We start from the raw sequence: 1,098 nt of genomic DNA, 5'->3' as shown, positions 1-1,098 counted from the left end.
GCCGCGCCACGGGTCGCGCGGTGAGCCGTCGACGAAGGCCGGCCCGCCCAGCGCCTCCTCGGTGGTGACCGGGTGGACGCTGGTGCGGGCGCCGCCGTACTCGTCGCGCGGGCTGTCCCGCGCCCACACCTCCCCGCCGTCGCCCAGGCGCAGCCCGACCAGCCGCTTGCCGGCCCGGTCGACGAGCACCGCGACGCCCTCGCCGAAGAGGACGTCGTCGTCGCCCCGGACCGGCCGGCGCCACCGCTGCTCGCCGGATGCGCCGTCGAGCAGCACCAGGTCCCGGGGGGTGTCGTCGCCGACGGCGTCGGCGAAGACCGCGACCGCGCCGGGCAGCGCGACGATGCGGTCCCAGCGCTCGGCGGACGTCCCGGTCCGCTTCCGCCACTGCTCCGCGCCGGTGCCGGCGTCGACCGCCGTCACCTCCAGCCGCCCGTCGTCGAGCGGGTGCGCGAGGTAGGCGCGGTCGCCGAGCACCGCCGTGAACATCGCCGTCGGTCGGTCCGCCCCGGCGGCCACCCGCCCCACCACCTCGACCGAGGTGCGGAACTCCAGGGCGGGGTAGCGGTCCCGGGTCAGGTAGAGCACCGTCGCGGTCACCACGCCGGCGAGGGCGACGACCGCCCCCACCGTGATCCAGAGCGCCCGCCGGCGGGGGGACGCCGGCGCGGTCCGGCCGCTGCCGGGCGGCGGCGACACCGGCGCGCCGGAGACGGGTACGCCCGGCCACGCCGGCGGCGGTGCCCACCCACCCTGCCGGGGCGGCGCGGGTACGCCCGGCGGCGGCCCGCCGTGGCCGTCGGGCGCGTGCCCCGGCGACCCGTACGGCACCGGGCTCCCGGCGGGCGCGAAGGCTGCGGCCGAAGCGCCGTGCGGCATCGGGCTCGCGGGGGCGACGGCGCCGGGCTGTGCCTGCGGGCCGTGCGGCGCCGGGCTCGCGGGGGCGACGGCGCCTGGCTGTGCCTGCGGGCCGTGCGGCGACCCGTGGGGCACGGCGGTCGGTGTGGCCGCCGCTCCCGCGACCAGGGTCGGCGCCAGCGGCGTGGGCAGGGCCGGGGTGACGCCCTCCGGCCCGGCCACGAGGGTCGGCGTCGGCCC

The 1,098-nt window shown here is 81.2% G+C and carries 1 protein-coding gene; it reads right to left on the bottom strand.

The window, feature by feature from the left end; translation table 11 throughout:
- The coding region (locus tag ACWENR_RS30885; protein ID WP_452280454.1) for an outer membrane protein assembly factor BamB family protein at positions 1 to 1,098 on the bottom strand (1,098 nt) is incomplete at both ends.

It is taken from the genome of Micromonospora sp. NPDC004336 (assembly GCF_053602615.1).
The sequence above is the reverse complement of the archived record's forward strand: the minus strand, read 5'-3'. Positions and strand labels throughout refer to the sequence as shown.